The following is a 7246-nucleotide window of genomic DNA, read 5'->3' on the forward strand; positions in this document are numbered from 1 at the left end:
CTCAGCCGCGCGGCTTGCCGGTCGGACGGCCGCCTGCGGGCTTGGGCTTGCCCTTGAAGCCGCCCGCGCCGGACGGCTTGCGGTCGCCATCTGCGCGCGGCTTGCCAAAGGGTTTGCGATCGCCATCGGGGCGCGGGCCGCCGAACGGCTTCTTCGCACCGCTTGCGTCACCGCGCGGGCCGCCGAACGGTTTGCGACCCTCGGCACCCTCGCCACGCGGCGCGCCGTAAGGCTTGCGGTCCCCGTCGGCGCGCGGCTTGCCATAGGGCTTACGGTCGCCCTCGGGGCGCGGGCCGCCGAATGGCTTTCTCGTGCCGTCAGCGTCGCCACGCGGTGCGCCGAACGGTTTGCGACCCTCGGCACCTTCGCCACGAGGAGCGCCATAGGGCTTGCGGTCCCCGTCGGCGCGCGGCTTGCCATAGGGCTTACGGTCGCCCTCGGGGCGCGGGCCGCCGAATGGTTTACGACCCTCGGCACCCTCGCCACGCGGCGCGCCATAGGGCTTGCGATCCCCGTCTGCGCGCGGCTTGCCATAGGGCTTGCGGTCGCCTTCGGGGCGGGCGCCACCAAACGGCTTTCTCGGGCCGTCAGCGTCGCCGCGCGAGCCGCCAAAGGGCTTGCGAGCCTCGCCCGGCTTGCCGGCAAAGCGGGCGGGGCGGGCATCGTCGCCACCAGGCTTGCGGCCCGGACCCTCGCCGGGGCCGGATTTCTTCCAGCGCGGCTTGTCGCCCGCCGGACGCGGCCGGTCGCCTAAGCCCGCGCCCTCCTCGGTCCGGGCGCCAAAGCGCGGACGGTCCCCGGCAGGCTTGGCGCCCCAGCTGCGGGCGGGGCGGTCGTCCTGGCCGTCGCGCGGACGGTCACCAAAGCCGCGCCCGGCAGGCTTGCCCGCAAAGCCCGGCTTGGCGCCGAACCGGCGCGGGCCGGCATCGGCCCCCTCGACGCGGGCGGCGCGTTCGCCAGCGGCACCACGGGGGCGCATCTCGCGCGGCTTGTCCTCGACCTCTCCGGTCAACAGACCGCCCAGCTGGTCGCGCAGGACCTTGCGCTTGACCTCGGTCACCTGGTTCTTGTCCATGCCGGTCAGCTTGAAGGGACCATAGCCGATGCGGATCAGGCGGTTCACCTGCAACCCGACATGGGCCATCGCGCGGCGGATCTCGCGGTTCTTGCCCTCGCGGATGCCGACGCTGATCCAGGCATTCGCGCCCTGCTGGCTGTCCAGCTTGATCTCCATGGGAGAGAAATCCTCGCCCTCGATGGTGACGCCGCGGCGCAGCGGGTCAAAGGTCATGTCCGACGGCGTGCCGTTCACCCGCACGCGATACCGGCGCAGCCAGCCCGTCGCGGGCAGCTCCAGCCGCCGCTTCAGCTCACCGTCATTGGTCAGCAGCAGCAGCCCTTCGGAGTTCAGGTCAAGGCGGCCGATGGTCATCACGCGCGGCATGTCGCGCGGCAGGGCGTCGAACACCGTCTGGCGGCCCAGCTCGTCGTTTTCCGACGTGATCAGACCCAGGGGCTTGTAGTACAGCCACAGCCGTGTCTCCTGCGGCTCGTCCAGCTTCTTGCCGTCGACGGTGATGCGGTCCCCCGGCGCCACGTCCAGCGCGGGGCTGTCGATCTTGGTGCCGTTCACGCTGACGCGGCCCTCGATGATCATCCGCTCGGCCTCGCGGCGGCTGGCGACACCGGCGCGCGCCATCACCTTGGCGATGCGGTCGGCCTCGGTGCGGGGCGCGGTCTGGGGGGCTTTGCGGTCGGGGATCTGGTCGTCGGTCATGCGCATCTCCTTCGCATCTCTGCGGGGCAAAGAGGGGTGCATACGCCCAAGCGGGCCTTGTGGAAAGCGTTTCTTTCCCCCGCTTGCGCCAAGCCGCGCGGATTGCGACAAGCGGGCCATGACGCGCTTCATCAGCCACATGCCCCTGGCGCTGGACCAAGCCCGCGCCGCCGCCCTGCGCGGCGAGGTGCCGGTCGGCGCGGTCATCACCGACCCCCAGGGCCGCGTCGTGGCCGCCGAGGGCAACCGCACCCGCGAACGCGCCGACCCCACCGCCCATGCCGAGATCCTGGCCATCCGCGCCGCCTGCGCGGCGATGGGGTCCGAACGCCTGCCCGGCCACGACCTGTGGGTCACGCTGGAGCCCTGCCCGATGTGCGCGGCGGCCATCTCGGCTGCGCGAATCGCGCGGCTGTATTACGGCGCGGCCGACCCGCGCATGGGGGGCGTCGCGCATGGCGCGCAGGTGTTCCGCCACGCCCAGTGCCATCACCGCCCCGAGGTCTATGACGGCCTGTCGGCCCCGCATTCGCGCGCCCTGCTGCAGGCGTTCTTTGCCGCGCGCCGATGATGCGACAGTGCTTGAACCTCCCGGCGGACCGGCCTATATCCAGACGCAGCGCGGGTGTTGTGTAATGGTAAGACCCTAGCCTTCCAAGCTAGAGACACGGGTTCGATTCCCGTCACCCGCTCCAACCTCCCTCCCGTGACACACTAAAATTGCCGCGAATTCATTGCGGACGGAACCTCATGAGCCCATGCCCGTTCCGCTGTCTCACAGACAGGAGAACACCATGCTCAAATTCTTCGGCAGCGTCGTCGGAATCATCTTCATCATCGGCCTGCTGGTCGTCATCGGCATCCTGTCGCTGATCTTCTGATCCCTGGGGCGCGCGACCTGGGCGGGGGCGACGGGGGGCTGCGGCCCCCCGACGCGTCCGGGCACCTCAGGCGCGCAGGGTGCCGCCGGTGGCCTTGGTCACCTTGTCGACGATCTTGCGGCTGACCTCGGCAATATCGGCATCGGTCAGTGTCTTGCCCTGCGGCTGCAGGCGCACGCTGATGGCCAGCGACTTGGCGCCGCCCTCCAGACCCTCGAACTGGTCAAAGACCGACACAGACGCGATCAGCGCCTTATCGGCACCGGCTGCGGCGTTGACCAGCGTCAGCGCCTCGACCCCCGCATCCACCACAAAGGCGAAATCGCGGTCCACGGCCTGCAGCTCGGACAGCTCCAGCGCAGGGCGCGTGGGCGTCTTGGCCTTGGGGAAGGGCACGGCGGCCAGCTGGATGGTGAACCCCACGGCCGGGCCCTTGACGTCCATCTGGCGCAGAACGCGCGGATGGATCTCCCCAAACGTCGCCAGCACGGTGGGGCCAAGCGCGATGTTGCCCGCACGGCCCGGATGCCACCAGCCGTCCAGCTTGCGGTTGATCTGCGCGCGGGCGGGGGCACCGATGGCCTGCAGGATCGCCTCGGCATCGGCCTTGGCGTCATAGAGGTCCACCTTGCGGCGGCTGCCGAACGGATCGCGTGGCGCGGTCTGGCCGACCAGCAGCCCGCTGATGCGGACCGCCTGTTCGCCCGGCTCTCCGCCCGCAAAGACCGGGCCCATTTCGAACAACGCCAGATCGGCGAAACCACGTGCCTGGTTGCGCGCCGCCGCCTGCAGCAGGCCGGGCAGCAGGTCGGGGCGCAGATGCGACATCTCGCTGCTGATCGGGTTCTCGACGCGCACCGCGTCCGAACCGCCGCCGAACAGCGCCGCCGAGGGCTGGTCGATGAAGCTGTAGGTGACGCATTCGTTATAGCCCAAGGACGCCGCCATGCGCCGCGCGGTCTTTTCGCGGACCTGCAGGGGCGTCAGAACCGGCTGCGGCACGCCCGCCTGCGCGCGCGGCAGGGGCTTGCCCTGCAGGCGGGTNGTCAGGCTGGCGATGCGGGCGATCTCCTCGACCAAGTCGGCCTCGCCCAGCACGTCGGGGCGCCAGGACGGGACATGGGCCATATCGCCCTCCAGCCGGAAGCCCAGGGCCTCCAGCGTGGCGCGCTGATCGGCCTCCGGGATGTCCATGCCGACCAGGCGGCTGGTCCGCTGCGGGTCCAGGCGATAGGCGCGGGCCGTATCGGGCAGCGTGCCTGCGGTCACCACCTCGGACGCCTCGCCGCCGCAGAGGTCGATCACCATGCGCGTGGCCAGCTCCAGCCCCGGCAGGGTGAAGGCCGGGTCGAGGCCGCGTTCGAAACGATAGCGCGCATCGCTGTTGATCTTCAGCGCGCGGCCCGTGGCGGCGGTGGTGATCGGGTCGAAATAGGCGGCCTCGATGAAGACGTCACGCGTCTCCTCGGACGCGCCCGAGGCAGCACCGCCCATGATGCCCGCGATGCTTTCCGGGCCGTGATCGTCGCAGATCACCACCGCGCCTGCGGGCAGGGCATAGGTCTTGTCGTCCAGCGCCACCAGTTCCTCGCTTGCGCGCGCGGCGCGCAGTGTCAGGTCGCCACTGACCTTGGCCGCGTCGAAGACATGCAGCGGGCGGTTCAGGTCGAAGGTGAAGAAATTGGTGATGTCCACCAGCGCGTTGATCGGGCGCAGACCGATGGCGCGCAGGCGCTTTTGCAGCCAGGCGGGCGACGGGCCGTTCGTCACGCCCCGCACCACGCGGCCCGCAAAAAACGGCGCCTTGTCGGCCACCGCGCCGTCGATGGTCACGCCCACCGGGCAGGGGAAAGCCCCCGGCACGGGGTCCACCGCCACGGGTTTCAGCGTGCCCAGACCGCGCGCGGCCAGATCGCGGGCGATGCCGTGGACGCCCAGGGCGTCGGGGCGGTTCGGGGTGATCTTGATGTGGATCATCGGGTCGATCTTCTCGGGCGCGCTCTGCGCCAGCCAATCGACAAAGCGCTGGCCGACCTCACCGGAAGGCAGCTCGATGATGCCGTCATGCTCCTCGGACAGCTCCAGCTCGCGTTCGCTGGCCATCATCCCGTGGCTTTCGACGCCGCGGATCTTGCCCACGCCCAGGGTCGTGTCGATGCCGGGAACGTAGTCGCCCGGCTTGGCCAGCACCACCGTGATGCCTGCGCGTGCGTTGGGCGCGCCGCAGACGATCTGCTTTTCGCCCTCATCCGTCATCACCCGGCAGACGCGCAGGCGGTCGGCGTCGGGATGCTGTTCGGCATGCTCGATCCGCGCCAGGGTAAAGGTGCCCAGCCTGGCCGCGGGGTCGGCGATTTCCTCGACCTCCAAGCCCAGGTCGGTCAGCGCCTCGGCGATCTGATCGAGGGTGGCGGTGGTATCCAGATGCTCCTTGAGCCAGGAGAGGGTGAACTTCATGGCGCGTCTTTCCGGGTCGTGTGCGGGACTTTGCCGTCTTAGAACCGCGCGAGGGGCCGGGGGTCAAGCCGGATCGGCGGATTTCACGGCTGTGCAGGCGATTCACCGCGCTTGCGGGGTGCGCGGGGCGGTGCGATTGTCCGGCCAACACAACAGAAGGTGTCATCATGAGTCTCATGTCCCGTCTTGCCCCGCTGCCCCTGGCGCTGCTGGCCGCCCTGCCCGCGCAGGCCCAGGACGCCCCCGAGACCGAGGGGCCGATCTGTTCGGGCCTGCCCGCCCTGTGGCTGGGGGACAGCGCCGAGACCAGCGACATGACCACCGCCGACGCCCCCCTGATGCGGCAGATGACCACCACCGCCAGCACGAGCCCCTATGCGATGTTCCGCGTCACGGGCGCGATGCAGGCGCTGCGCCTTGAGGCGCAATCCGACGGCGACCCGGCCCTGCGCCTGGAGACCCCGGAGGGCGATCTGCTGGCCGAAAACGACGACGCGATCGGCCTCAATTCGCGGATCGAGCAGTCGGTCGGGCCGGGCGATTACTGCGTCCAGCTGCGCGCCATCGGCAATGCCGACATGACCGCCACGGTGCAGCTGACCCGCCCGGAGATGCCCGCCCTGCTGGCCGATCCGGTGGACACGACCATCGCCGCCTGCACCCCCGACACCCCCGCCGATGACTGGGCCGAGGGGCCGCTGGAGGCCGCCCTGCCCTTGTGGACCGACAGCGACGGCACGGTGCGCTATTTCCGATTCTCGTTGGAAAGCAACGCGTCCCTGACCCTGCGGGCGGTCAGCCAGGGGCTGGACCCCACCATGATCCTATTCGACGGCGCCGGCACCGAGATCGCCGCCAATGACGATGCCGACGGGCTGAATTCGCGGCTGGATTTCCCGAGCGGTCTGGCCGCGGGCCAGTATTGCCTGGGCGTGGCGCCCCTGTCGGCCGGAGAGGGCGTGATCACCGTCAGCGCCGAGGCGCTGGACCGCGACGCCTTCCTGCGCAGCGCCTGGCGGCGCGGAGAGCTGCCGCCGCCCCTGGACGGGGATTACGCGATGCAGACCATCGATCTGGCCACGACGCCCGAGACCGTCGTCCTGCAGGACGGCAGCGCGCAATGGCTGACCTTTACGCTGGAGCGCGAGACGGCGCTGGTGGTCAGCGCCTATGGCGGGCTGGTCGGCGTGGACAGCAAGCTGGCGCTGTTCGACCGCTCGGGCGCGGTGGTGGCGCAGGACGACGATTCGGGCGGCAATACCGATGCGCGGATCGGGCCGGTCGTGCTGGAGGCCGGGCGCTATCGTCTGGCGCTGACCGACGTGAACCGGCCCGACCAGGCGGGCGCGCCGATCCGGCCCGTGGGGCTGGTCTTTGAGCGGTTCGAGCGGGTGGAATAAGGGCGTTGCGCCCGCGCGGGTGTTGCGCGGGCGGTGCCGTTGCGGGGCCTCTGGCGCGCGATGCGCCGGGGGCCCTTGTTTTGCTGGGGATCATGCCGCACCGGGGGTGCACAGGCGCTGCACCGGATGTGCACAGGCTGTACACCGCTTGCGCACGGTGGTGTTGCATTTGGGGGGATCGCCCGTGGGCGGGATCTTGTCTGGCGGTTGCGGGTTCCTATCTTGATGGCGCGCGCCCGGTGGCGTGCGGACAAGACAGGAGAGCCGGACAGATGGACACGCAGCGCGAATTGCTGATCGAGCAACGGGTCGCCAATGAGGCGAAATCGCCGTTGATCGCCTATCTGCTGCTGATCTTCCTGTGGGGCTTCGGCGTGCACCGCATGTATCTGGGACGCTGGATCAGCGGGCTGTTCATGCTGTCGGTCTGGGCGGTGGGCTGGCTGCTGACGCCGATCCTGATCGGCTGGCCGGCAGTGGCCTTTGTCGCGATCTGGTGCGTGATCGACCTGTTCCTCATTCCGGGGATGATCCGAGGGGATCGGGAGGATATTCGGCGGCGGTTGCGGTGAAGTTTGGTTTTAGCAGTGTAAAATGCTAATAGCTTCTAGGGCGGACGCCAAAACTAGGCTTAGGCTCCAGACCCATTGATTTTACGCCCTTTGCGTGATTCAGGCCGCCGCAAGGAGACCTGATCGATGAGCAACTTGTTCTGGCTGACCGAAGCGCAG

Annotated in this window: 6 protein-coding genes, 1 tRNA gene and 1 pseudogene; 5 read left to right on the forward strand and 3 right to left on the reverse strand. The window is 69.6% G+C overall.

What is annotated here, in order from left to right:
* Window position 1 precedes the first annotated feature (1 nt).
* The gene (locus tag ABS73_RS11090; RefSeq protein ID WP_286693455.1) at window positions 2-1777 is read right to left on the reverse strand and encodes a pseudouridine synthase; all 1776 of its coding nucleotides are present in this window, start codon (window positions 1775-1777) and stop codon (window positions 2-4) included.
* 118 nt (window positions 1778-1895) lie between these two features.
* On the opposite strand from ABS73_RS11090, the gene ABS73_RS11095 reads away from it, so the two are divergent.
* From ABS73_RS11095 to ABS73_RS11105, 3 genes are all read left to right on the forward strand, one after another.
* A complete protein-coding gene (locus ABS73_RS11095) occupies window positions 1896-2348 on the forward strand; it encodes a nucleoside deaminase (protein ID WP_277023895.1) in 453 nt (150 codons plus the stop codon).
* A gap of 50 nt (window positions 2349-2398) precedes the next feature.
* Window positions 2399-2472 (forward strand) — tRNA-Gly (locus ABS73_RS11100).
* Window positions 2473-2535: 63 nt separating this feature from the next.
* Window positions 2536-2658 (forward strand): small membrane protein YohP, encoded by a 123-nt coding sequence (locus tag ABS73_RS11105; protein WP_277023896.1) that lies wholly within the window; start codon window positions 2536-2538, stop codon window positions 2656-2658.
* A gap of 66 nt (window positions 2659-2724) precedes the next feature.
* Here the strand turns inward: ABS73_RS11105 and ABS73_RS11110 are convergent.
* Together ABS73_RS11110 and pheT are read right to left on the reverse strand one after the other, a co-directional pair.
* A partial coding sequence (locus ABS73_RS11110) for a phenylalanine--tRNA ligase subunit beta-related protein (protein ID WP_502686051.1) occupies window positions 2725-3702 on the reverse strand: 978 nt, incomplete at its 5' end.
* Window position 3703: 1 nt separating this feature from the next.
* A pseudogene (gene pheT, locus ABS73_RS11115) lies at window positions 3704-5115 on the reverse strand (phenylalanine--tRNA ligase subunit beta); the annotation flags it as partial.
* A 167-nt stretch (window positions 5116-5282) separates the two neighbouring features.
* Between pheT and ABS73_RS11120 the strand changes: the two are divergent.
* Window positions 5283-6515, forward strand: coding sequence for a DVUA0089 family protein (locus tag ABS73_RS11120; RefSeq protein WP_277023901.1), 1233 nt, complete (start codon window positions 5283-5285; stop codon window positions 6513-6515).
* Between the two features lie 272 nt (window positions 6516-6787).
* Entirely contained in the window at window positions 6788-7087 is a 300-nt protein-coding gene (locus ABS73_RS11125; RefSeq protein ID WP_136857439.1) for a TM2 domain-containing protein, read from the forward strand.
* The last annotated feature ends 159 nt before the right edge of the window (window positions 7088-7246 follow it).

Source organism: Paracoccus sp. SCN 68-21 (genome assembly GCF_001724535.1).
Lineage (GTDB): Bacteria > Pseudomonadota > Alphaproteobacteria > Rhodobacterales > Rhodobacteraceae > Paracoccus > Paracoccus hibiscisoli.